General features: G+C 61.6%; 19 protein-coding genes. 9 read left to right on the forward strand and 10 right to left on the reverse strand.

What is annotated here, in order from left to right; genetic code table 11:
• Window positions 1-39 precede the first annotated feature (39 nt).
• Entirely contained in the window at window positions 40-1,308 is a 1,269-nt protein-coding gene (locus ACMGF7_RS20620) for an MFS transporter (protein ID WP_171404708.1), read from the forward strand.
• A gap of 51 nt (window positions 1,309-1,359) precedes the next feature.
• Here ACMGF7_RS20620 and ACMGF7_RS20625 read toward each other — a convergent pair whose 3' ends face one another.
• The gene (locus ACMGF7_RS20625; protein WP_420286622.1) at window positions 1,360-2,646 is read right to left on the reverse strand and encodes a glycoside hydrolase family 10 protein; all 1,287 of its coding nucleotides are present in this window, start codon (window positions 2,644-2,646) and stop codon (window positions 1,360-1,362) included.
• A gap of 127 nt (window positions 2,647-2,773) precedes the next feature.
• Window positions 2,774-4,570, reverse strand: a complete 1,797-nt coding sequence (locus ACMGF7_RS20630) for a glycoside hydrolase family 3 N-terminal domain-containing protein (RefSeq protein WP_420286623.1) — start codon at window positions 4,568-4,570, stop codon at window positions 2,774-2,776.
• A gap of 330 nt (window positions 4,571-4,900) precedes the next feature.
• Between ACMGF7_RS20630 and tus the strand changes: the two genes are divergently transcribed.
• Window positions 4,901-5,839 carry a DNA replication terminus site-binding protein gene (gene tus, locus ACMGF7_RS20635; RefSeq protein ID WP_164095052.1) on the forward strand — a complete coding sequence of 313 codons (939 nt, stop codon included), beginning with the start codon at window positions 4,901-4,903 and terminating at the stop codon, window positions 5,837-5,839.
• Here tus and ACMGF7_RS20640 read toward each other — a convergent pair.
• The 3 genes from ACMGF7_RS20640 to ACMGF7_RS20650 all read right to left on the reverse strand — a co-directional run bounded on the left by ACMGF7_RS20640 (window position 5,829) and on the right by ACMGF7_RS20650 (window position 7,869).
• Entirely contained in the window at window positions 5,829-6,197 is a 369-nt protein-coding gene (locus tag ACMGF7_RS20640; protein ID WP_004938508.1) for a VOC family protein, read from the reverse strand. The two genes, tus and ACMGF7_RS20640, sit on opposite strands and share 11 nt — an antisense overlap.
• A gap of 90 nt (window positions 6,198-6,287) precedes the next feature.
• Window positions 6,288-6,977, reverse strand: a complete 690-nt coding sequence (locus tag ACMGF7_RS20645) for a helix-turn-helix transcriptional regulator (RefSeq protein WP_015377773.1) — start codon at window positions 6,975-6,977, stop codon at window positions 6,288-6,290.
• A gap of 1 nt (window position 6,978) precedes the next feature.
• A complete protein-coding gene (locus ACMGF7_RS20650) occupies window positions 6,979-7,869 on the reverse strand; it encodes a LysR family transcriptional regulator (RefSeq protein WP_049241184.1) in 891 nt (296 codons plus the stop codon).
• A 102-nt stretch (window positions 7,870-7,971) separates the two neighbouring features.
• On the opposite strand from ACMGF7_RS20650, the gene ACMGF7_RS20655 reads away from it, so the two are divergent.
• A complete protein-coding gene (locus tag ACMGF7_RS20655; protein WP_049241186.1) occupies window positions 7,972-8,637 on the forward strand; it encodes a peroxiredoxin-like family protein in 666 nt (221 codons plus the stop codon).
• Between the two features lie 41 nt (window positions 8,638-8,678).
• Here ACMGF7_RS20655 and fumC read toward each other — a convergent pair whose 3' ends face one another.
• Both fumC and ACMGF7_RS20665 read right to left on the reverse strand, forming a co-directional pair.
• Entirely contained in the window at window positions 8,679-10,076 is a 1,398-nt protein-coding gene (gene fumC / locus ACMGF7_RS20660; RefSeq protein WP_197763755.1) for a class II fumarate hydratase, read from the reverse strand.
• Between the two features lie 144 nt (window positions 10,077-10,220).
• On the reverse strand, window positions 10,221-10,658 hold the full coding sequence (locus ACMGF7_RS20665; RefSeq protein ID WP_239504280.1) for a hypothetical protein: 438 nt from the start codon (window positions 10,656-10,658) through the stop codon (window positions 10,221-10,223).
• Between the two features lie 442 nt (window positions 10,659-11,100).
• Here ACMGF7_RS20665 and manA point away from each other — a divergent pair, with 442 nt between their 5' ends.
• Together manA and ACMGF7_RS20675 are read left to right on the forward strand one after the other, a co-directional pair.
• Entirely contained in the window at window positions 11,101-12,279 is a 1,179-nt protein-coding gene (manA, locus tag ACMGF7_RS20670; protein WP_197763756.1) for a mannose-6-phosphate isomerase, read from the forward strand.
• A gap of 141 nt (window positions 12,280-12,420) precedes the next feature.
• Window positions 12,421-13,953 (forward strand): YdgA family protein, encoded by a 1,533-nt coding sequence (locus tag ACMGF7_RS20675; RefSeq protein WP_049241190.1) that lies wholly within the window; start codon window positions 12,421-12,423, stop codon window positions 13,951-13,953.
• A 44-nt stretch (window positions 13,954-13,997) separates the two neighbouring features.
• On the opposite strand, the gene ACMGF7_RS20680 is transcribed toward ACMGF7_RS20675, so the two are convergent.
• Window positions 13,998-15,152, reverse strand: coding sequence for a serine hydrolase domain-containing protein (locus ACMGF7_RS20680; RefSeq protein WP_164095050.1), 1,155 nt, complete (start codon window positions 15,150-15,152; stop codon window positions 13,998-14,000).
• A gap of 102 nt (window positions 15,153-15,254) precedes the next feature.
• Here ACMGF7_RS20680 and ACMGF7_RS20685 point away from each other — a divergent pair, with 102 nt between their 5' ends.
• Complete coding sequence (locus ACMGF7_RS20685) at window positions 15,255-16,163, forward strand: LysR family transcriptional regulator (protein ID WP_273890433.1); 909 nt, start codon at window positions 15,255-15,257, stop codon at window positions 16,161-16,163.
• A 26-nt stretch (window positions 16,164-16,189) separates the two neighbouring features.
• Here ACMGF7_RS20685 and blaSRT read toward each other — a convergent pair whose 3' ends face one another.
• Window positions 16,190-17,326 (reverse strand): SRT/SST family class C beta-lactamase, encoded by a 1,137-nt coding sequence (gene blaSRT, locus ACMGF7_RS20690; RefSeq protein ID WP_164095048.1) that lies wholly within the window; start codon window positions 17,324-17,326, stop codon window positions 16,190-16,192.
• 206 nt (window positions 17,327-17,532) lie between these two features.
• Here blaSRT and ACMGF7_RS20695 point away from each other — a divergent pair, with 206 nt between their 5' ends.
• On the forward strand, window positions 17,533-18,414 hold the full coding sequence (locus tag ACMGF7_RS20695) for a LysR family transcriptional regulator (protein WP_049241194.1): 882 nt from the start codon (window positions 17,533-17,535) through the stop codon (window positions 18,412-18,414).
• Here ACMGF7_RS20695 and ACMGF7_RS20700 read toward each other — a convergent pair.
• Entirely contained in the window at window positions 18,411-19,442 is a 1,032-nt protein-coding gene (locus ACMGF7_RS20700) for a Mal regulon transcriptional regulator MalI (RefSeq protein ID WP_015377763.1), read from the reverse strand. The two genes, ACMGF7_RS20695 and ACMGF7_RS20700, sit on opposite strands and share 4 nt — an antisense overlap.
• 223 nt (window positions 19,443-19,665) lie before the next feature.
• On the opposite strand from ACMGF7_RS20700, the gene malX reads away from it, so the two are divergent.
• Both malX and ACMGF7_RS20710 read left to right on the forward strand, forming a co-directional pair.
• On the forward strand, window positions 19,666-21,285 hold the full coding sequence (gene malX, locus ACMGF7_RS20705) for a maltose/glucose-specific PTS transporter subunit IIBC (protein ID WP_273874771.1): 1,620 nt from the start codon (window positions 19,666-19,668) through the stop codon (window positions 21,283-21,285).
• Window positions 21,278-22,459 carry a MalY/PatB family protein gene (locus ACMGF7_RS20710; RefSeq protein WP_273890431.1) on the forward strand — a complete coding sequence of 394 codons (1,182 nt, stop codon included), beginning with the start codon at window positions 21,278-21,280 and terminating at the stop codon, window positions 22,457-22,459. Before malX ends, ACMGF7_RS20710 begins: the two co-directional genes overlap by 8 nt.
• The last annotated feature ends 16 nt before the right edge of the window (window positions 22,460-22,475 follow it).

The raw sequence follows: 22,475 nt of genomic DNA on the forward strand, positions 1-22,475 counted from the left end.
GGAAACGCTGTGACAACCCCTGTGCGTTCTGCGGCCGTGATGCCGTCGACGCTGGCCGCCAATGATGACGCGGCCGCTGCGCCAACAGTAAAACGCTCCACCCTCAACAATAAACTCCCCTATATCGAACGCGGCACGCCGCAGTTTATGCGCGTCACGCTGGCGCTGTTTTCCGCCGGGCTGGCGACCTTCGCGTTGCTTTACTGCGTGCAGCCGATCCTGCCGGTGCTGTCGCAAGACTTCGGCGTCTCGCCGGCGGAAAGCAGCCTGTCGCTCTCGGTCTCCACCGGCCTGCTGGCGATCGGCCTGATGTTTACCGGGCCGCTGTCCGACGCCATCGGCCGCAAGTCGGTGATGGTGGTGGCGCTGCTGCTGGCGGCGGTTTGCACGTTGATTTGCGCCTTTATGACCAGCTGGCACGGCATTTTACTGATGCGCGCATTGATCGGCCTGTCGCTGAGCGGCGTCGCCGCGGTCGGCATGACCTACCTCAGCGAAGAGATCCACCCCAGCTTCGTCGCCTTCTCGATGGGGTTGTACATCAGCGGCAACTCGATCGGCGGCATGAGCGGCCGTCTGGTGACCGGGGTGCTGACCGACTTCTTCTCCTGGCGCGTCTCGCTCGGGGTCATCGGTCTGTTCGCCCTCGCCGCCGCCTGCATGTTCTGGCGCATCCTGCCCGCCTCGCGGCATTTTCGCGCCAGCTCGCTGCGCCCGCGCACCCTGCTGATCAACTTCAAACTGCATTGGCACGATAAAGGGTTGCCGCTGCTGTTCGCGGAAGGTTTCCTGCTGATGGGCAGCTTCGTCACCCTGTTCAACTACATCGGTTATCGCCTGCTGGCGGATCCTTATCACCTGAGCCAGGCGATCGTCGGCCTGCTGTCGGTGGTGTACCTCACCGGCTCCTACAGTTCGCCCAAGGCCGGCGCGCTCACCTCGCGCTTCGGGCGCGGCCCGGTGCTGCTGGCGTCGATCGTGATTATGCTGATCGGGATCCTGATTACCGCGCTGCCGCAGGTGCCGGCGATCTTTATCGGCATGATGCTGTTCACCGCCGGTTTCTTCGCCGCCCACTCGGTGGCCAGCAGCTGGATCGGCCGCCGTGCGCGCCGCGCCAAAGGCCAGGCGTCGTCGCTGTATCTGTTCTGCTATTACGTCGGCTCCAGCGTGGCCGGCACCCTGGGCGGCGTGTTCTGGCACAGCTTCGGCTGGAATGGCGTGGCGGCATTTATCAGCCTGATGCTATTGCTGGCGCTGCTGGTGGTGCATTACCTGAAACGGCTGCCGGAAGCGGCGCGCCTGTGAATGGAAAAAGCCGCGGTGGTTAGCCGCGGCTCGTCATGCCATAGCCCGTGATTATTGACCGGGTTGCCAGCGAGTTTGCAGGTACTCCACCGCCTTGTCCGTTTGCGGCTCGGTCAGATAACGTTGCCGGAACAGGATGGTTCCCCCCATCCCCGGCAGGCTCTCGTTGAGATCCAACTGCCTTTTCAGCTCGGGGACGCCGCCGTCGACGGTCCAGGCCGGCTCGCTGGCCGATGGCGTGCCCACTTTATACAGCGCCACCCCGGCATAGAGCCGAACCGGCGTGTCTTTCACCACCTCGGCCCACCAGTTGGCCAGCACGTCGTAGCGAACAATTTCACGATCGAAAGGCCAATACAGCTGCGGCGCGATATAGTCGAGCAGCCCCAGTTTGACCCACTGGCGCGTATCGGCATAGGCCGTATCGTACGACGGCGCGCCGGCCCGCGTCGCCGAACCGGCAGGATCGTCCGCTTTGTTTCGCCATACGCCCGCCGGGCTGACGCCAAACGCGACCGCGGGCTTCAGTGCTTTGACGGTGGCGGAAACCTGTTTTATCAATTGCAGCGTGTTGTCTCTTCGCCAGTCGGCCTTGTCTGCAAACCCTTTGCCGTATGCGCGATACGTCTTTTCATCATCCAGCGGCGATTGCGGCGTTTCGTAATAGAAATAATCGTCAAACTGAATGCCGTCGACATCGTAGTTTTTGACGACTTCAGCCACCACGCCGGTGATCCAGTTGCGCACCTCGGGCAGGCCGGGGTCGAGCACGAAGCGATCGCTGGCGGTGCGTATCCAGTCGGGATGCAGCGCATAGACGCTGGCCGGCGGCGACTGCAGCGTATGATTGAGTGCATCAATCGTTTGCTGTCGGGTATTCATGGAAACCCGATAAGGGTTCAGCCAGGCATGCACTTTGATGCCGCGTCGGTGCGCTTCTGTCAGCATAAAGGCCAGCGGATCATAACCCGGATCCTGGCCCACGGTGCCGGTCAATACCTCCGACCAGGGCAAGATGTCAGAACGCCACAGGGCCGTGCCGTCCGGTTTAACCTGAAAATACACCGTGTTAATCCCGGTTTTCACCATGTCGTCCAGCGCGTCCGTCAGCCCCTGCTTCTGCAGACGCACCCGCTCTTGCATGGATTCCGCTTTCAGCGAGGCCGCCGGCGGCCAGTCCAAGCCAATGACCGTGGCCAGCCAGATGCCCCGCATCGGCGTTGCCGGCGGTACAGGCTGCGGAGGCTTTTCCGGCTCAGGGGGTTTGGCGCATCCGCTCACGCCCAGCATGGCGGCCATCAACAGCCATCCGCCTAGTTTTGTTGCGCCTGTCGGCATAAATGTTCTCCTTCCGTGAGTGACGGTTATCCCATGTCGCGGCGTGCGGAGCAAGAAACCGCCCGCTTTATCAACGCGGTTTAGCTACCGGCGCCGCCCTTCTCAGACGACGCCTCTCCTTATCCCATCACCAGCTCAGCCCCGTCCCGCGAGGGAACGCCACCTTGCCGGTATTGGTTTGCTCATCGTAGTCATGCCAGGTATTAACCGGCAGTTTTCCGTGCGGTCTGATTTTCCCCGTCAGCACCTGCGCCAGCGATATCATCGAAGGGCCACGCCATACGCCGCTGTCATACCCGTAGTAAGAATAGGTGGCGACAGCCGCATCCACGTCTGCGGCATAGTTCACGATATCGTAAGGCGCGCGCAATGAGAGGTGAACGCGTTTTTTCCCCTGCTCGGCGGCGTATTTCAGCCAGCCCGGATAAGGGCTGCTGTCATTACCCGATCCGGTGGCGGCGGTCACGACCCCATCCTGCTCGGCAGGCGTAAAGCGGGTTGAGAGGGTTCCAAGCAAGAACACGTCGCAGCCGGCAATATGTTCCCTGACCTGGGCGTCGCTCAGTTCCGTTTCCTTCGCGGCCACGACGTTCTGGTAGCCCTCCTGCGCCATCACGTTCGCAATGCCGTTGGCCTGCTCGCCCCACGGAGTCAGAATAAAGTAGCGCAGCGCTTTGTCCTTTAACGGCAGCAGACATTGACGGTTGATAACCACGGTAATGGAACGATCGGCAATCCGTTTCTCCAGCTGATGCGCGGAGGACGAAACGTCGTGGGAACAGGGTTTATCGCTATGGCCCATCAGGTGATGGCGCAATTTGAGGCGCAAAATGCGCTCGACAGAGGCATCAATATCGGCCTCGCTGAGATGCCCGGTTTTCACCCGCTGCGCAATGTAGCGGATAAGCTCGGGCAGCAGGCTCGCCTGCGCCGGCGAGGCGATGCTGACAGGCATCAGAGCAATATCCACCCCGGCGGTAAACACGTTTTCAGCCGCTGTTTGCTGGCTGAAATGCTCGGCAATCGCGCCCATATCCAGCGCGTCTGAAATCGTTACGCCGGCATAACCCAGCTCATTGCGCAGGATCTGGGTCTGGATTTCGCGCGACATGGTGGCCGGCACCGTGATTTTTTCACCGTTGCAGGTGTCGATCTGGCTGTTATCCAGTGCGGGGTACTGAATATGCGCAGTCATCACCATATCCGGCGCCGCGCAGCGATCGATGGCCTGTTTATAAGGGGCGATATCAATGGCAAAAGCTTCTTCCCGCGTACGATCGACGCGCGGCAAACCGGTATGCGAGTCGGTGGAGGTGCTGCCATGGCCGGGGAAGTGTTTGTACGCGGTGATCAGCCCCTGCTGTTTCATGCCCGCCACCATGTTTTCCGCCAGGCGGGCAACGGTGTTCTTATCATCGCTGAAGGCGCGAACGTTAATCACCGGGTTGAACGGGTTGGTGTTGATGTCCACGACCGGGGCAAAGTTGGTATTGATATGCAACGCGCGCATATCCTGGGCCATCAGTTTGCCCTGTTCAACGGCGAGCTGTTTATCCGCACCGCCCTCGATCGCCGCCGCCAGCGCCATATTGCCGGGGAATGAGGCGTAGTCGCCGCGCGGCAGCCGGAAAACGTTACCGCCTTCGTTATCCGTGCCAATAAACAAACGAACGCCCGCGTGGGTTGTCAGCGCGGCATACCAGGCCGTCAACGTTTTGATCTGCTGCTTGTCTTTCAGATTATTGGCAAACAGGATCACCCCACCGATGTGGTTATCGGTGATCAGCTTGCCAATGGCTGCATCGGGAACGGTCATATCCTGATTGCTGCTACCGTTCTGATCCCAGTAGCGAAAATCCAGCATGATTTTTTGCCCGATCTTCTCTTCCAGCGTCATGTTTTTGACTTTCTGTTTAATATCCACAGTAAACCTCCGTTTAAAGCACCCGTTAATGACAGAAGAAAAGATAACCCGAGGGGCTCATAGCGTCCTGCCATTCTGTTTGTTCCAGCGATTGGACAACGGCAAGCGGAAAATGGATCAAACAAAATATCAACCAACAGAAAAAATCCATCAATGAATCAAACCCCTATCAATGCAAAGTCTATTTCACACCCTGCTGTAGAAGTCCCTCTGGCGTATTTTTCGCTGGCAAGCCGGGTGGCCAGTGAAGCCGCTCCCTCTTCGTTTGCCGATGTTGCCCCCAGTCGGCCACTCTTCTATAGTATGTTGTAACTAATATGGGAGTGTGCGATGAGCAGATACGATGTGATTGGCCGAATGAACGCCTGCTTTAACGAGCTGGAGCAGGCGCTCGGCGCGTTGCAGCAGCAGATCGCCCCGCTGCGGTTGCTGGCGGCGCGGGTGTTCAGCCTGCCGGAGGTTGAAAAAGGCCAGGAACATCAGGCCATTTCGCATATCGCGGTCGAGCAGCATGTGGGGCAAGCGGCGCGCGATCTGGCGCTGGAACATTATCAGCGGCTGTTCATCCACCATAACCGGGAGAATGTCAGCAGCAAGGCCGCCGTGCGCCTGCCCGGCGTCATCTGTCTGGCGGTGGAGCCGCCGGAGTATCAGGCGCTGCAAACGCAGCTGGCGCTGATAAACCGCCTGAAGGGCGAACTGGAGCAGATTATCACCGTCGATTCCGGCCTGGCGCCGGAGCAGCGTTTCGAGTTCGTGCACACCCATCTGCACGGGCTGATTACCCTCAGCGCCTATCGCACCCTCACCGCCCTGACCAATCCCGACTCCGTGCGCTTCGGCTGGGCCAACAAGCACATCATCAAAAACGTCAAGCGGGACGACATTCTGGCGCAGCTGGAGAAAAGCCTGAAAGCCGGCCGCGCGGTGCCGCCGCACAGCCGTGAACAGTGGGCCGCCCTGGTCAGCCGCGAAATAGACGACGTCAGCCGGCTGCCGCAGCAGGCGACGCTGAAGATCAAACGGCCGGTAAAAGTGCAGCCGATCGCCCGGGTGTGGTATCAGCAGCAGCAAAAACAGGTGCAGCACCCCTGCCCGCTGCCGCTGATCGCCCTGTGTCAGGTTGAAAGCGGCGCCGTGGTGCCGAAGATCGGCGAACTGCTCAACTACGACGCCGAGGCGGTGAAACACCGTTACAAACCCGACGCCAGGCCGCTGCGGCTGCTGGTGCCGCGTCTGCACCTGTATACCGACGACGCTACTCGCTGAGGGCATACACCCGCAGGCGATGGCCGTCCGGATCTCGCGCCACGAAGGTGTAACCGAACTCCATCTCGGTCGGCGTTTGCTCGATAGTCAGCCCAAGCTCACGCCACTGGTTATAGCGCGCCTCCACTTCTTGCGGATCCTGGCATAAAAAGCCCAGTTCACCGCCGCCGCCGGTCAGCGTGGCGGCGGGTTTTACCCCCTGTTTGGCCCACATCCCCAGCTTGAAGCCGTTGTTGAGCACGAACAGGGCAAAGCCGGGCGAAAGCTCCACCGGCGCCTGCCCCAGCAGACGTTGATAAAAGGCGGCGCTGTTGAGCGGGTTGTCGACGTAAAGCAGGGTCATGCTGGGAAGGGTCATCGGTCTGTCCTTTGGGTGATGGGAACCGGCCGGTTCCCGATAGGCACAGACTAAGGCGCGCGACTGACAGTTTATGGCAGCAGCGTGCCGCTATTGCTCCGCAATGCCCTCGCTGAGGCGCCACTCTTTCAGCAGCCGCCGTCGGCCACGCGGATAGCGCTGTGCAAGCGGTGTGGCGGCCTGAATGCGATCGAGACGAAAATGGCGAAAGGCCTGACGCAGCTCGCACCAGGCGACCAACATCTGAAACTGATCGAAAAAGCCCAGCGCAAAGGGCCACAGCAGGCGTTCGCTGCGCTGCCCCGCCAGATCGAGGTAGTCGATATGCAGTTTGCGCTCGCAGCGGATGGTGTCTCGGATCAGCACCCGCATCTCATCCGCCACCGGCGGCGCCTGAACCGGCGCGATAAGCAGCGTATTGGCTTCCAGCTCCTCCCGCAGCGCCGGCGGCAGCACCGCGGCGATCTTGGCCAGCGCCTGACCCGCCGCGCTCGCCAGTTGGCTGTCGCCGCGGCGGCTGACCCAGCGCATCCCCAGCACCAGCGCTTCTGTCTCCGCCGGCGAGAACATCAGCGGCGGCAGCATAAAGCCGGGGCGCAGCACATAGCCGACGCCCGCCTCACCGGCGATTTCCGCCCCCTGCTGCTGCAGCGTGGCGATATCGCGGTACAGGGTGCGCATGCTGATGCCCAGCGTCTGCGCCAGCGCATGGCCCGCCACCGGATAACGGTGGTTGCGCAGCAGCTGCATCAGATCGAGTAAACGTTGTGCGCGCGACATATCACGGCTCCCTGCATAGCGCGGTTTGGACAAAATCGGCAAAGGCCCGCGCCTTGGCCGAAACGAAATGGCCGCCGGGGAACACCGCCCACAGCGCCAGCGGCGGCAGTTGCCAGTCCGCTAATACCGCGATCGCCGCCCCGCTTTGCAGCTCGCTGCGAAACAGGCCTTCGCTGGCGACGGTGGCGCCAAAGCCCGCCAGCACCAACTCGCGCACGCACTCCGCCGCGTTAACCCGCATGCGCCCCGGCAACCGCAGCGCGCGCTGTTCCCCTTCGCGGCTGAAGCGCCACTGCTCGCCGCCGCCACGGCGATGGTAAATCACCATCTCGTGCTGCAACAGATCTTCCGGCCGCTGCGGCATACCGGCAGCGGCAAAATAGCCGGGCGTGCCGATCACGCATTGCTTTACCTCACCCAGCTTGCGGGCGGTAAAACCGGAATCCTCCAACTCGCCAACACACAGGGCAATATCGATGCCTTCTTCAATCAGCGACAGATTGCCGTCATCCAGCAGCAGATCAACATGCAACCGTGGATTGGCGCGCATAAACGCCGTCAAATCAGGCAAGGGAACGATACGGGCGAACACCGCCGCCGAAGCGACCCGCAACCGGCCGCTCAGGGTCTCGCCGGCGCTCTGCACCAGCGCTTCCGTCTCCGCCAGCTCGTTCAGGATGCGCCGGGTGCGTTGATACAGCTGCTGTCCCGCATCCGTCGGCTGCAGGCCGTGGGTCGAGCGCAGCATCAGGCGCGTGCCGAGCTGCTGTTCCAGCCGCGCCACCGCTTTTGAGACCGCCGGCTGCCCCATGTGCAGCCTCCGCGCCGCCGCGGTAAAGGAGCCGCTCTCGTAAACGCAGGCATAGGTTTCGTAATCAGCAAATTTACCCATGGCATTCCTTGCTGGAATAACAGTTAGCATTTATTGCAGTCTACACGCGCTATTTCGGAATGGGCAAGATGAACGCTCCCCCCATTCCCGTCAGGAGAACGCATGACACTGCAAGACAAACTCGATGCCTTCAAAGCGGCATTAGAAGCCGACCAACTGCCGTTCAAACTCGCGGCGCAAGATCACGCGCTGATGCGTGAAGCGATCCAGACGCAGATCGCGTCGGGCATGGCCGAACGCGCCCTGAAGGTCGGCGACGCCGCGCCCGGCTTTACACTGTCGGACAGCGAAAACCGACCATGCTCTTCCACGGCGCTGTTGGCAAAAGGGCCGCTGGTCGTCAGTTTCTATCGCGGGATCTGGTGCCCTTACTGTACGCTCGATCTGCAGGCGCTGCAGGCCGCATTGCCCGCCATCACGCAGTACGGCGCGCAGTTGTTGGCCGTTTCGCCGCAGAGCGCGGTGCATAGCCGCCAGGCCGCGCGCGATCACGATCTCACTTTTCCGTTGCTCAGCGATACAGGCAACCGTCTGGCGGCCCAGTTCGGCCTGCGTTACCGCCTGCCGGACGCGCTGATCGCCCTGTATCAACAGCGGCTCGGCCTCGATCTGGCGCAGTTCAACCAGGATGACAGCTGGACGCTGCCGCTGCCGGCGCGATTCGTCATCGCCCGCGATGGCCGTATTGTCTACGCCGAAGCGCACGCCGATTACACCCAGCGGCCAGAGCCGCAGGCGCTGTTATCGGTGCTAGAGATGTTGGCTTGAAAAGACGGGGCGCAACCGCGCCCCATTTAGGCATGACGTCATTATTTCTGCATGCTGCCGACCATCGCTTCCGGCCGCACCCACTCGTCGAACTGCGCTTCGGTCAGGTAGCCGAGCTTCAGCGCCGCGGCTTTCAGCGTCAGCCCTTCCTTGTGCGCTTTCTTGGCGATTTCCGCCGCCTTGTCATAACCGATATGGGTATTGAGCGCCGTCACCAGCATCAGCGATTCGTTCAGCAATTGGGAGATGCGATCGCGGTTCGGTTCAATTCCCACCGCGCAGTGCTCGTTAAAGCCCTGCATGCCGTCGGCCAGCAGGCGGATCGACTGCAGGTAGTTGTGGATCACCATCGGGCGGAACACGTTCAACTCGAAGTTGCCGGAAGCGCCGCCAATGTTCACCGCCACGTCGTTACCCAGCACCTGAGCGCACAGCATGGTCATCGCTTCGCACTGGGTCGGGTTGACCTTGCCCGGCATAATGGAGCTGCCCGGCTCGTTCTCCGGGATCGAAATCTCACCAATGCCGCAGCGCGGGCCGGACGCCAACCAACGCACGTCGTTGGCGATCTTCATCAGCGAAGCCGCCAGCCCTTTCAGCGCGCCATGCCCTTGCACCAGCGCATCGCAGGTCGCCAGCGCTTCGAACTTGTTCGGCGCCGTGACGAACGGCTGATGGGTCAACTCCGCCAGCGCTTTAGCGACGCGCACCGCGTACTCCGGATGGGTGTTCAGGCCGGTGCCGACCGCCGTGCCGCCCAGCGCCAGCTCGGCAATGTGCGGGATACTGTCCTCGATGTGTTTCAGATTGTGCGCCAGCATCGCCGCCCAACCGGATATCTCTTGCCCCAGGGTCAGCGGTGTGGCGTCCTGCAGATGGGTGCGGCCGATTTTGACGATATCGCGGTAGGCTTCGGCCTTGCCGCTCAGCGTCTTGTGCAGCACTTTCAGCTCGGGGATCAGGTGTTCGCGCAGCGCAATCACCGCCGCCACGTGCATCGCGGTGGGAAACACATCGTTGGAGCTCTGGCTTTTATTGACGTCGTCGTTCGGGTGCACCTTGCGCTCTTCACCGCGCACGCCGCCCAGCAGCTCGCTGGCGCGGTTGGCCAACACTTCGTTCATGTTCATGTTGGTCTGGGTGCCGGAGCCGGTTTGCCAGATTGACAACGGGAACTGGTCGGCATGGCTGTCCGCCAGCACTTCGTCGGCGGCATTGATGATAGCGGCGCCCCGCTCGGCCGGCAGCAGCCCCAGATCCACGTTGACCTGCGCGGCGGCGCGCTTGGTCAACGCCAGCGCGTGGATCAGCGCGGTCGGCATCTTTTCGGAGGAAATACGGAAATGCGCCAACGAACGCTGGGTTTGCGCGCCCCACAGCTTGTCGGCCGGTACTTCGATGGGGCCCATAGAGTCTTTTTCGATACGAACGCCTGCCATCATTGTCTCCTTAGCATAATTCCTAAAATTGTAGGGTTAGGCCGACGCGCTACCCCCCGTCGGCACGCATTCCCAGTATAGTGACATAATAACTATTCGCATTAAGAGAGTTATCTCACAGCACGATTCATCTCTTTTACCCATTCATGACGCGGTTATTTGCCGTTGGTTAACCCGCGCCGAAATAAAGGCGAAGAAAGAACCGGGATAATAAACGCGGAGATGAAAATTAACGCGCATGACGCAAATTAAAATTATTGATGCGCTGCGCCTGTAAGTGATTGAGTTCATCGATCCGCTGCTGTTGCAAATGATTGATCTCATCGCAGGCATCCTGCCGTTCATTATGGCGATACGCCCCGGTCGCCACCGCGCCAGCGGATGCGCCACGGGTGCAGTCACGGCGGGAAGCGCGACCGGTGCGGGTGCAACGACGATCGGCGCCGGCGTTATCACCACGGCGCGCGGGGCCACGTAGGGATAGGTGACGATCACCGCCCCCTGGGCTGCGCCGGTGCAAAGCCCCAACAACGGCAACCATTTTTCATGCAACAGACCTTTCGTTTCGTTAAATCGACTCATTAACGGCTACGGTAAAACGGTCTGTCGTTCAGGTTTAAGCTCGGCGTGTGATCGCCCGACTTGGCGCAAAAATAATAATAAGAGAATGGCTCAGAAGGTAAAAAATAAATTCCGCCGACATAGTTTGACATGCCGATAAATAAATAATGACGTAGAAAGCCTGCGCTGTCGGCAATAATTTCTTTCCCTCCAATCTACGATCGATTGACGGATTTGCCGGGCTCTCTTGAGGCCGGTGCGCCATTTGAGACGCCGATCGTTATCACGCTATACTCTGGCCGCGTGGCCGGACGCAACCTTATCCGGCGTTTTTTTGATCGCGCCCATGAAGGTTCCTGCCGACGCGGGCGTATGATGGTTGTCGGCACAGATGAAGCGAATCTTATAAAATCAGTAAGTTATTGCCATTAGTGCGGCAATGACGCAAAGGACGTTTATCGACATGCAAAAAATGACCAACGCGGTACAGAATTACGCCTGGGGCAGCCACGATGCGCTGACCCGTCTTTACGGCATCGCCAACCCGGATAATCAGCCGATGGCCGAACTGTGGATGGGCGCGCATCCCAAGAGCCCTTCCCGCGTGCCCGGCGCCGATGGCGCACTGCGTTCGCTGCGCTTTCTTATCGATGAAGACCAGCCAAAGCAGCTGGGCGCTGACGTCGCCAGCCGCTTTGGCGAGTTGCCGTTCCTGTTTAAAGTGCTCTGCGCCGATCAACCGCTGTCGATCCAGGTCCACCCGAGCAAAGCGGCGGCCGAGATCGGCTTCGCGAAAGAGAACGCCGCCGGCATCCCGCTGAGCGCCGCCGAACGCAACTATAAAGATCCCAATCACAAGCCCGAGCTGGTCTTCGCCCTGACGCCGTTCCTGGCGATGAACGGCTTTCGCGAACTGGCCGATATCGTTTCCCTGCTGCAACCGATCGCGGGCGCGCACCACGACATCGCCGCCTTCCTGCAACAGCCGGACACCGCGCACCTCGCGACCCTGTTCGCCAGCCTGTTGACGATGAGCGGCGAACAAAAATCGCTGGCGCTCGGCGTGCTGAAAGCCGCGCTCAACAACCAGCAGGGAGAACCCTGGGATACCGTGCGCTTTATCGCCGGCTTCTATCCGGACGACAGCGGTCTGTTCTCACCGCTGCTGCTGAACGTGGTGCAGCTCGCGCCGGGCGAGGCGATGTTCCTGTATGCCGAAACGCCGCACGCCTACCTGAAAGGCGTGGCGCTGGAGGTGATGGCCAACTCGGATAACGTGCTGCGCGCGGGCCTGACGCCGAAATTCATCGACGTGCCCGAGCTGCTGGCCAACCTGCAGTTCCGCCCGCAACCGGCTTCCGGCCTGCTGACCCAACCGGAGCAACGCGGCAACGAGCTGTTCTTCCCGATCCCGGTGGAGGATTTCGCCTTCTCACTGCACGATTTGACCGCCGCACCACAGGCGCTGGCACAGCGAAGCGCAGCCATCGTGTTCTGCGTCGCCGGCGAAACGACGCTGGAGAAATCCGGGCAACGCCTGACGCTCAAACCGGGCGAATCCTGCTTTATCGGGGCGTTCGAATCCCCGGTCAACGTCAGCGGCAGCGGCCGCATCGCCCGGGTTTATAACCAGCTGGCCTAACCGTTGATAAATTTCAGCAAATTGCTTGCTGAAAGCGAGAGCTACCCCCACAATTAAACGCCTGCGGGCGTTTTTTGTCGGCCCCTATTTGCCCCTCCCATGCAACGGAGGGTGATAAGAAAAAAAGGATGAAACAGAGCTATGAAAAAATCGTTAGTCGCTGTCAGCGTCATTGTCGTTCTTGGCGCAGCATGGACCGGGGCATCCTGGTACACCGGGAAACAGATCGAGCAGCACATGGGCGAAGTCGTCGACAACGCCAACGGCCAACTGAAAGCCTACCTGCCGAAAGCCGGCGTCAAGCTGAGCTATGAAAATTACCAGCGCGGCCTGTTCAGCAGTAAAGTGCGTTATGTGCTGCGTTCCGACGGCACGGATACCAGTGAAAATGCGGCGCTGAAAGCCGGTGAAGAAGTGGCGTTCCTGGAAACCATCGATCACGGTCCGTTCCCGTTCGCGCAGCTGAAAAAATTCAACCTGCTGCCGAGCATGGCGTCGGTGCATACCGAGCTGGAAAACACCCCGGCGGTGAAAGGCCTGTTTGAAACCACCAAAGGCAAATCGCTGTTTACCGCCGATTCGCGCATCTCGTACAGCGGCGATACCGCGTCCACCATCGACTTTATCCCACTGGACTACCAGAAGGATAAATCTTCGCTGAAATTCAGCGGCGCCACCATTGACGCCGATGTGTCCCGCGATCTGAAAAAATTCGCGCTGGACGCCAATAGCGACACTATCGTGTTCGCCAGCCCGAACGAATTCGGCCAAAACGAGCAGATCACCTTCCAGGGCTTCAACCTGAAAGGCAACAGCAACGAAAGCAAGTTCGGCGTGAAGCTCGGCGATCAGACGATGACGCTGAAGCAGTTCAAACTGACGATCGACGGTAAAGATACCGTGGCGTTGGACGGTTTCAATCTGGTGAGCAAGTTTGGCGAGCAAGGCAGCAGCAATATCGGCGGCCAGATCGACTACACCATGGACGCGCTCAAGGTGCAGGGCAACGACTTCGGTGCCGGTAAACTGACGCTGAAAATCGACAACGTCGACGGCAAGGCGCTGAAAGACTTCTCCGACAGCTACAACCGCCAAACCATGGCGCTGCTGCAGCAGGGCGAGAACCTGGATCCGGACGTCTACGAACAGCAGACCTCCGAGATGCTGCAAAAGAACCTGCCGCTGCTGCTGAAAGGCAACCCAAGCCTCAGCATCGCCCCGCTGAGCTGGAAAAACAGCAAGGGTGAGAGCGTCTTCACGCTGGATCTGGCGATGACCGATCCGAGCAAGGCCGCCTCCCCGGCACAATCGCCGGATCAGTTGATCGCGCAGGCGGTTAAAAAGCTGGATATCAACCTGACCATTCCGGAAGCGATGGCTACCGAAGTGACCGCGAAGACCGCCTTGTTGCAGGGCTATAATGCGGAAGACGCGCAGAAACTGGCGCAGCAGCAAGTGCAGGGCCTGGCGGCCATGGGTCAGATGTTCAAGCTGACCACCCAGAAAGACGGCGTGATCGCGAGCAAGTTCCACTACGCTGACAATCAGGTTGACCTGAACGGCAACAAGATGTCGCTGCAGGAGTTCATCGGCCAGTTCGCCATGCTGGGCGCCCCGGCGGAAGACGCTGAACCGGCTCAGGAAGCGGAACCCACTCCGGCACCGGCACAGTAATAGCCTGAAAACCTAACAAGGGCCCCCTGCGGGGCCCTTTTTATTTACGCCGCATAAACCGCATCGCGGATCTGCTGCGGGTAGCGGCCGCACATGCCCTCAAATGCGGTATTGGTCAAGACAACCACGCTCAGCTGCGCCTGTGGATCAAAGAACCAGCTGTGGCCGTAAACGCCGCCCCAGGTCAGCGTGCCGGCATGCTGCGGCGTCTGCGCGGCATCTGGATCCACCAGCAGCGCGCCGCCAAAGCCGAAGCCCCAGCCCGGCCCTTGCGTTTGCGCCTCGGCGCCGACGTGCGGACTGCGCAGCAACGCCACCGTATCCGGCTGCAAAATGCCCTGCCCGCCGCTGCGCAGCGCCTCCACCAGCCGCAGCACGTCGTCGGCATCACCGACCATGCCCGCGCCGCCGGAGGGATAAGCCCCGGCGTTAAGCGCGCGCGCCGGCGAGAACGTCACTTCTCCCCCCGCCATGCCTTCCGGCAAGGCGATTCGCACGCCTTCCGGCATGCGCCGCGGCCCCTGCGGCGTATTGTAATAAGGCGTCGCCAGGTTCGCGGCGTCCGTCGCATGGAACGCGGTATTGCCGAGCCCCAGCGGCTGCGCCACCCATTCGACAAACAGCTGCGGCAGCGACATGCCCGTCACTCGCTCCAGCACCGCGCCAAGCACGTCGATCGCCAGCGAATAATTGAAGCGCTCCCCCGGCGCCGACAGCAACGGCGCCTGCGCCAACAGCCGCAGGTTTTGCTCCAGCGTCAGCGTCGACAGCTCCACGCCGTCCTGGATCCCCAACTGATGGTAAACGCCCGCCGGCGGTTGGTTCAGCCGATAGTCCAGCCCAGCGGTATGGCTCAGCAAATGACGGATCTTGATCGCCAGGCGCCGGCCGTCCGCCAGCGCCGGGGTAAACCACGGCAGCCAGTCGCTGACCGCATCGTCCAGGCTCAGCTTGCCCCGTTCAATCAGGCGCAGCGCCGCCAGCGTGGTATAGGGTTTGGAGACCGACGACAGCCGAAACTGCGTTTCTCGCCGCATCGGCCGCCGCGCTTCGCGATCGGCATAACCGGCCGCCCCGGCGTAGCAAATTTCGCCCTGCCGCGCCACCAGCACCACGCTGCCGACGATGCGCCCTTCGGCCATCGCCTGTTGATCGATCGCCGCGATCCGTTCTGTTAACGCCCGTTGTGTTGCCGACATGATTTTTATCTCGCTGAGGGAAAGTAAAACCAGTCTAAAACGTTCGTCATAAATTAAAATAAGGCATAATTTAATGAATCATTAAGCACAGGTTATTAATAGATGAGTTCACTCCTGCAACTGCTGCCCTATTTCGAAGCCGTGGCACGCCTGGGTAACTTTACCCGCGCAGCCAACCAACTGGGCGTCACGCCGCCGGCGGTGTCGCAAAACATTCAGGCGCTGGAGAATCAGCTGGGAGTGCGCTTATTTCACCGCACCAGCCGCTCGGTGCGCCTCAGCGACGAGGGCCGGTTGTTCTATCAGAAGGTGTCGCCGGCCATGGGCCAGATCGATGTGGCGGCGGACGATGTGCGCGCTCTGGGCGCACAGCCGGCAGGCCTGCTGCGCATTACGCTGCCGCAGTTGGCCGCTTCGCTGCTGGTGATGCCGCATCTGGCGGCGTTTCAGCGGCGCTATCCCGAGGTGCAGCTGGAGCTGTTTACCGAAGACCGCTTTTCCGATCTGGTGCTGGGCAATTTCGATGCCGGCATTCGCATGCACGCCATGCTGCAAAAGGACATGATCGCCGTGCCGATCGATAACGGCCAGCGCCGGGTGCTGGTCGCTTCGCCTGACTATCTGGCGCGCTGCGGCGCACCGGCCACGCCGGACGATCTGCTCGCGCACCACTGCCTGCGCTACCGTTTTCCCGGCAGCGGCAAACTGGAACCCTGGTATTTCAGCCTGGGCGACGATGAACGCGCGCTGGACGTCAGCGGCAGTTTGATTTTTAACGAAGACAGGCTGATCAAGGATGCGGCGTTGGCGGGGCTGGGTATCGCACAGCGTTTTCAGGGCACGGTGTTGCAGGAGCTGGCACAGGGGCAACTGGTGGAAGTGCTGCCGGGTTACGCCAGCGAAGCGTCGGGATTTTTCATCTACTTCCCCGCCGGCAGACATCTGCCGCTCAAACTGCGCGCCTTTATCGATTTCATGCGCGAGCAACGTGAACGGCAGCATCGGTGGTAGGGGCGCCCCGCCGGCGCCCCTGATTGTCAGCGCTTCTCCAGCGCCTGGATGATGCGATAAGTCGCCTCGACCCGATCGTCGTTCGGGAACCATTTGTTGGCCAGCATCACCACGGCGATATTCTTCGCCGGGATAAACACCGCGTAGGTGGAGAAACCGCCGGTAGAGCCGGTTTTGTTATACCAGCCGGCGCGCAATTCCGGCTGCGGCGGCGTGATGGCGGTAGCCGGCGTGCCATTCATGATCATCCCGGCGTTGTTGCCCTCGATCAAACGCGACAGTTTCACCGGATACGGGTAGTTCTCCCACATCAGATCCTGCGTGAACGCGCCCGCCTTATAATAGCCGGCGTGCGTCGCGGCCAGCGCGTCGCGCCACGGCTGTGCGACCTTCACCTGCTGCAGGTTGGCGTCCAGATAGCGAATCAGATCGCGAGCGTTGGACTTGATGCCGTAAGACTCGGCGTCCAGCGGGCCGGGATTGACCCGCACCGGCTTATCGTCCTTGTTGTAACCCTGCGCATAGTTGGCCATCTGCGCCGCCGGCACCTGAACGTAGGTGTGGCTCATGCCCAGCGCCGGCAACATCCCCTGTTCCATCGCCTGGATAAACGGCTGGTCGAGGCTTTTGGCGGCGATCATGCCCAGCATGCCGATACCGAGATTGGAATAGACGCGGTAGCTGCCCGCCGGGTGTTTCGGCTGCCAGGCCCGGTAGTAGGCCATCAGTTGGGCGTTGTCGGTCACGTCGTCCGGCACGAACAGCGGCAGGCCGGAGGTATGCGTCGCCAGATTCAGCAGGCTGACGCCGTCGAAGGCGCTGCCGCGCAGCTCGGGCAGGTAGCGGCTGGCCGGATCGTTGAACGACAGCTTACCCTGCTGCTGCGCATAGACCGCCAGCGTCGCGGTGAAGGTTTTGCTCAGCGACCCCACTTCGAACAGCGTCTGCTCGGTGATCGGTTTGCCGGTCTGCTTCGAGGCCACGCCATACGGGTAAATCTGCTGTTTGCCGTCAACCGACACGGCGATCGCCATGCCCGGCACGCCATATTTTTTCATCAGCGGCTGAATAACGGCGTCGATATCCTGCTGCTGTGCGGCCTGTGCGGTCGGCAGGATCAGCGCGGCGATCAACGCGGCCGCCAGGCGGTTCATTTTCGTCATGATAGAAGCTCTCAGGTTGCAGGGCATCGGCCGCGGCCAAAAGTTTTTATTGGCGTTATGCACGGCGCTTTCCCTGGTTGATGATGTCATTCCTTTACGGCTGCCGCGACGCTCTCAGCAGCCGCGCCAAATATCGGATTTTGCCGCCGGGTTGACAAGCGATAATAATTTCAGCCAGCATAAAGAAAAACTTATGGCTATCGACAATGCGCAATCGACTTCCCCTCAACGCCCTGCGGGCGTTCGAATCCTCCGCCCGCCACCTGAACTTTACCCGCGCCGGCCTGGAGCTGCGCGTCACCCAGGCCGCCGTCAGCCAGCAGGTTCGCATGCTGGAAGAACAGCTGGGCATTCAGCTGTTCCGCCGCCTGCCGCGCGGCCTGGATCTGACCGAAGAAGGCCAGGCGCTGCTGCCGGTGTTGAACGACGCCTTCGACCGCATCGAGGCGGTGCTGCAGCAGTTCGAAGGCGGGCATTTCCACGAGGTGCTGACGGTGGCGGTGGTCGGCACCTTCGCCGTCGGCTGGCTGATGCCGAGGCTGGCGGCGTTCCGCACGGCGCACCCGTTTATCGATCTACGGGTGCTGACCCACAACAACCTGGTCAATCTGTCGGCCGACGGCATGGATTTCGCCATCCGCTTCGGCGAAGGCCTCTGGCCCGCCACCTGCAATATCAAGCTGTTCGACGCGCCGCTGACGGTGCTCTGCCCGCCGGCGGTCGCCGTGCGCCTGCGCACGCCGCAGGATCTGCAGTACGAGCAGCTGATGCGCACCTACCGCAAAGATGAATGGGAGCGCTGGTTCACGGCTGCGCAGGTGACGCCGTGGCGGATCAACGGCCCGGTGTTCGACTCGTCAAGACTGATGGTGGAAGGCGCGATCCAGTGCGACGGTGTGGCGCTGGCGCCGGTCAGCATGTTCCGCCGCGAACTGGCCGCCGGCGTGCTGCAGCGGCCGTTCGCCGCCGAGGCCGCGCTTGGCGCCTATTGGCTGACCCATTTGAAGTCGCGGGACCTGACGCCGGCGATGAAAACCTTTATCGGCTGGATCCGCCGGGAGGCGGAAGAGGAACAGCGGCGGGATTAGGCGGAGCCGCGCCGGATCAGCGTCGGCGGCAGAATGACGTTCTGCGCCGGCAGGTCGGCGTCACCGATGCGCTGCAGCAGGCGCGCGGCGGCGCTGCGCCCCACTTCCCGCGCCGAGCTGGAGACGAAGGTCAGCGGCGGCTCGGTCAGCTCGGCCTCCGGCACGTCGCCGAAGCCGATCAGCGCCACCTGTCGGCCGTAGTAGGCGTCGACCCCGTCCGAGCCGATGCTGCGGCCGCTGCGCGTCAGGCCAAAATAGGCGCCAAGCGCCACCGAAGCCTTGTGGCAGACGACAGCGGTAATGTTCGGGTAGTGGCGCAGCAGCTGTTCCGCCGCTTGCGCCGCCTCACGCTGCCGGCAATCGCACTCGACGATCCATTCGCTGCGAAACGGCAGGCCGTACTGCACCAGCGTGGCGCAAAAGCCGCCCAACCGCTCGGCACGCGTCAATGAGTCGCTCTGGCCGCCAAGGTAGGCGATTTGGCTGTGGCCGCGTTTGATCAAAAATTCGGTGGCCAGTTTGGCGGCCTGCATGTTGTCCGGCCGCACCACGTCCACCCCATCGAGACCGCTGGAGCGCGCCACGCACACCAACGGTACGCCCTGCTCGGCCGCCTTCTCCTTCAACCCAGCCGCCGCGCGAATGCCGCCGGCCAGCACGATACCGTCGACGCCCTGCGCCAGCAGCGCGTCAAACGCCCGCTGCAAGCCCTGGCCGTCGCGCCCGCTCTGGGTTAAAAACAGCAGTTTGTCGTGCGCCTCCAGCGCTTCGCTCAGCCCGGCGGTCATTTCGGCATAGAAGGGTTCGCAAATGTCGCGCAGAACGAGGCCGATCACCCCGGATTCACCGCCGCGCAGCGTCGCCGCTTGACGATTGCGCACGTAGCCCAGCTGCTCTATCGCCTGATTGACCTTCTCGACGGTGGTCGGCGAAATCCGCCCCTTGCCGCTCAACACCAGGGAAACCGTGGTGACCGACACGCCCGCCTGCTGCGCCACATCGGTGATGGTGATTTTTTTGATGCTCATAGTCTCTGCGAACCCGTTCCTGGGCAACCCGCGCCGTAATGATCAAGGGTATACCGAATCCGTTAGCTCAGTAAAACGTTTTACTGCCTGCCGCATTGTCGCCAAAAACCGGGCGGCATATTTGTGATTGGTGGCGCATTTTTGCTAGGTAAAACGTTTTATCTTCTTTTTACCTAATCAGCAGTCCCCTTTTTGCTCGTCTTTTCGCCAGGAGAAGTCGGTTATGTCAGCAGCCAACAAACCCAAAATCACCCTCTGGGAGTTCTTCCAGAGCCTGGGCAAAACGTTCATGTTGCCCGTCGCCTTGCTCTCTTTCTGCGGCATCATGCTGGGGATCGGCAGCTCGCTGAGCAGCCGCGACGTGATCACCCTGATGCCGTTTATCGGCCACCCGATCTTCCAGCTGATCTTCACCTGGATGAGCAAGGTAGGCTCCTTCGCCTTCAGCTTCCTGCCGGTGATGTTCGCCATCGCCATTCCGCTGGGCATGGCGCGCGAAAACAAAGGCGTCGCCGCGTTCTCCGGTTTCGTCGGCTTCGCCGTGCTGAATCTGGGCACCAACTTCTACCTGACCGCCGCCGGCGTGCTGCCCACCAGCGATCCGCTGGTGCTGAAAGCCAACAATATCCAGAACATCCTCGGCATTCAGTCGATCGATACCGGCATCCTCGGCGCGGTGATCGTCGGCATCATCGTCTATCGCCTGCATGAACGCTTCCACACCATCCGCCTGCCGGACGCGCTGGCGTTTTTCGGCGGCACGCGCTTCGTGCCAATCGTCACCACCGTGGTGCTGGGCCTGTGCGGCCTGGTGATCCCGCTGATCTGGCCGTGGTTCGCCGCCGGCATCACCGGGCTGGGCTGGGTGATCAACAGCGCCGGCGCCTTTGGCCCGATGCTGTTCGGCACCGGTGAACGCTTGCTGCTGCCGTTCGGCCTGCAGCACATTCTGGTGGCGCTGATCCGCTTTACCGAGGCGGGCGGTACGATGGAGGTGTGCGGCCACAGCGTCAGCGGCGCCCTGACCATCTTCCAGGCGCAGCTCTCCTGCCCGACCACCACCGGCTTCGCCGAGAGCGCCACCCGCTTCCTGTCACAGGGTAAAATGCCGACGTTCCTCGGCGGCCTGCCGGGCGCGGCGCTGGCGATGTACCACTGCGCCAAGCCTGAGAATCGTCACAAAATCAAAGGGCTGTTGATTTCCGGCGTGGTGGCCTGCGTGGTCGGCGGCACCACCGAACCGATCGAATTTTTGTTCCTGTTCGTCGCGCCGTTCCTGTATCTGATCCACGCGCTGCTCACCGGGTTGGGCTTTACCGTGATGGCGCTGCTGGGCGTGACCATCGGCAACACCGACGGCAACATCATCGACTTCGTGGTGTTCGGCATTCTGCACGGCACCGCCACCAAGTGGTATCTGGTGCCGGTGGTGGCCGCCATCTGGTTCGTCGGCTATTACGCCATTTTCCGCTTCGCCATCCAGCGCTTTAACATCAAAACGCCGGGCCGCGAGAGCGATAGCGCCGTCAGCCAAAGTGCGCCAAGCGGCGCGGTGGGCAAATCCGGCTACAACGCGCCGGCGATTTTGGCGGCGCTCGGCGGCCCAGACAACATCATCACGCTGGACAACTGCATCACCCGCCTGCGCCTGTCGGTCAACGACATGAGCCAGGTGGACGATGCGGCGCTGAAGGCCAACCGCGCCATCGGCGTAGTGCATCTCAACGACCATAATCTGCAGGTGGTGATCGGCCCGCAGGTGCAATCGGTGAAAGATGAATTAGACTCACTGATAGCCACGGCGCAACCTGCCGCGGCGCTGCAGGGAGCCACCCATGTTTGATTTCTCCACCCCGATCGACCGCCACGGCACCTGGTGCACCCAGTGGGACTATATCGCCGATCGTTTCGGCAGCGACGACCTGCTGCCGTTCACCATCTCCGATATGGATTTCGCCACCGCACCGTGCATTCTCGAGGCGTTGCAGCAACGCCTGCAGCACGGCGTGCTGGGCTACAGCCGCTGGCAGCACGAGGATTTTCTCGGCGCGCTGCGCCACTGGTATCAGCAACGTTTCAACGTCGCCATCGACACCGCAACGGCGGTGTACGGCCCCTCCGTTATCTACATGGCGGCGCAGCTGATCCGCCAATGGTCCGTACCGGGCGACTATGTGGTGACCCATACCCCGGCCTACGACGCCTTCTACAAGGTGATCCTCGCCAACCAACGCCAGCTGTTGGCCTGCCCGCTGCACAAGGCCGGCGACGACTGGCGCTGCGACATGGCGCACCTTGAGGCGTTGCTGGCGCGGCCGCAAACCAAGATCCTGCTGCTGTGCAGCCCGCATAATCCCACCGGCAAAGTGTGGCGCCGCGACGAGTTGCAGCAGATGGCCGAACTGTGCGAGCGCCACGACGTGCGCGTCATCAGCGACGAAATCCACATGGATATGGCATGGGGGGAACACCGCCATACGCCGTGGAGCCAGGTGGCGACCGGCGCCTGGGCCTTGCTGACCTCCGGCTCCAAGAGTTTCAATATCCCGGCGCTGACCGGCGCCTACGGCTTTATCAGCGATGACGCCAGCCGCGAAGCCTACTTCCAGCAGCTCAAATCCCGCGACGGCCTCTCCTCGCCGGCGGTGCTGGCGGTGGCGGCGCACGTGGCTGCCTATCGCCACGGCGAACCCTGGCTGGACGCCCTGCGCGACTATCTGCAGGATAATCTGAGCTACGTCGCCGAACGGCTGGAGCAGGCGTTTCCCGCGCTGGGCTGGCGCCCGCCGCAGGCCACCTACCTGGCCTGGATCGATCTGCGGCCGCTGGCCGTAGACGATCGGGCGCTGCAGCAGGCGCTGATTGAGCGCGAAAAGGTGGCGATCATGCCGGGCTTTACCTACGGCGAGGAAGGCCGCGGGTTCCTGCGTCTCAACGTCGGCTGCCCGCGCGGCAAGCTGGAGGCCGGCATGGACAAGCTGATCGCCGCGTTGAGGGTGGTGCTGGGCGAGAAATAACGCGAGGGGGCGAGCC

It is taken from the genome of Serratia sp. BNK-17 (assembly GCF_048684935.1).
Classification (GTDB): Bacteria; Pseudomonadota; Gammaproteobacteria; order Enterobacterales; family Enterobacteriaceae; genus Serratia; species Serratia nematodiphila.

Bases quoted from the DNA above. Each gene is read 5' to 3' on its own strand.
- ACMGF7_RS20620 (WP_171404708.1), top strand. From the start codon at position 40: ATGCCGTCGACGCTGGCCGCCAATGATGACGCGGCCGCTGCGCCAACA.
- ACMGF7_RS20625 (WP_420286622.1), bottom strand. From the start codon at position 2,646: ATGCCGACAGGCGCAACAAAACTAGGCGGATGGCTGTTGATGGCCGCC.
- tus (WP_164095052.1), top strand. From the start codon at position 4,901: ATGAGCAGATACGATGTGATTGGCCGAATGAACGCCTGCTTTAACGAG.
- ACMGF7_RS20640 (WP_004938508.1), bottom strand. From the start codon at position 6,197: ATGACCCTTCCCAGCATGACCCTGCTTTACGTCGACAACCCGCTCAAC.
- ACMGF7_RS20645 (WP_015377773.1), bottom strand. From the start codon at position 6,977: ATGTCGCGCGCACAACGTTTACTCGATCTGATGCAGCTGCTGCGCAAC.
- ACMGF7_RS20650 (WP_049241184.1), bottom strand. From the start codon at position 7,869: ATGGGTAAATTTGCTGATTACGAAACCTATGCCTGCGTTTACGAGAGC.
- ACMGF7_RS20655 (WP_049241186.1), top strand. From the start codon at position 7,972: ATGACACTGCAAGACAAACTCGATGCCTTCAAAGCGGCATTAGAAGCC.
- fumC (WP_197763755.1), bottom strand. From the start codon at position 10,076: ATGGCAGGCGTTCGTATCGAAAAAGACTCTATGGGCCCCATCGAAGTA.
- ACMGF7_RS20665 (WP_239504280.1), bottom strand. From the start codon at position 10,658: ATGAGTCGATTTAACGAAACGAAAGGTCTGTTGCATGAAAAATGGTTG.
- manA (WP_197763756.1), top strand. From the start codon at position 11,101: ATGCAAAAAATGACCAACGCGGTACAGAATTACGCCTGGGGCAGCCAC.
- ACMGF7_RS20675 (WP_049241190.1), top strand. From the start codon at position 12,421: ATGAAAAAATCGTTAGTCGCTGTCAGCGTCATTGTCGTTCTTGGCGCA.
- ACMGF7_RS20680 (WP_164095050.1), bottom strand. From the start codon at position 15,152: ATGTCGGCAACACAACGGGCGTTAACAGAACGGATCGCGGCGATCGAT.
- ACMGF7_RS20685 (WP_273890433.1), top strand. From the start codon at position 15,255: ATGAGTTCACTCCTGCAACTGCTGCCCTATTTCGAAGCCGTGGCACGC.
- blaSRT (WP_164095048.1), bottom strand. From the start codon at position 17,326: ATGACGAAAATGAACCGCCTGGCGGCCGCGTTGATCGCCGCGCTGATC.
- ACMGF7_RS20695 (WP_049241194.1), top strand. From the start codon at position 17,533: ATGCGCAATCGACTTCCCCTCAACGCCCTGCGGGCGTTCGAATCCTCC.
- ACMGF7_RS20700 (WP_015377763.1), bottom strand. From the start codon at position 19,442: ATGAGCATCAAAAAAATCACCATCACCGATGTGGCGCAGCAGGCGGGC.
- malX (WP_273874771.1), top strand. From the start codon at position 19,666: ATGTCAGCAGCCAACAAACCCAAAATCACCCTCTGGGAGTTCTTCCAG.
- ACMGF7_RS20710 (WP_273890431.1), top strand. From the start codon at position 21,278: ATGTTTGATTTCTCCACCCCGATCGACCGCCACGGCACCTGGTGCACC.